This is a genomic window from Pseudonocardia sp. SID8383 (genome assembly GCF_009864975.1).
Taxonomy (GTDB): domain Bacteria; phylum Actinomycetota; class Actinomycetes; order Mycobacteriales; family Pseudonocardiaceae; genus Pseudonocardia; species Pseudonocardia alni.
Genome location: NZ_WWFY01000947.1, coordinates 1 through 302 on the forward strand (window position 1 = coordinate 1; position 302 = coordinate 302).

Genomic DNA, 302 nt, shown 5'->3' on the forward strand with positions numbered 1-302 from the left:
GGGTGCGGGCCGGGGTGTCGACGCCGGCCCCGGTCGGTGAGCTGGGCCGCGCACTGCGCGAGGCGGGCCGGGCGCTCGACGCCGCCGAACGCCGCGACCGGACGGTGCTGCGCTTCGCCGACCTCGCGGGCAGCGGGCTCGCCTCGCTGGTGCGCCCCGAGGACGCCACCGCCTTCGCCGACGCCGTGCTGGCCCCGCTCGTCCGCCACGACACCGAGCGGCGCGGCGACCTGGTCGCCTCCCTGCGGGAGTGGCTGGCCCACCACGGGCAGTGGGACCCGGCCGCGTCCCGGCTCGGGGTG

The 302-nt window shown here is 80.8% G+C and carries 1 pseudogene; it reads left to right on the top strand.

Annotated elements, in window-relative coordinates:
* Nucleotides 1-302 (top strand): annotated as a pseudogene (locus GTW08_RS22465) (PucR family transcriptional regulator); the annotation flags it as partial.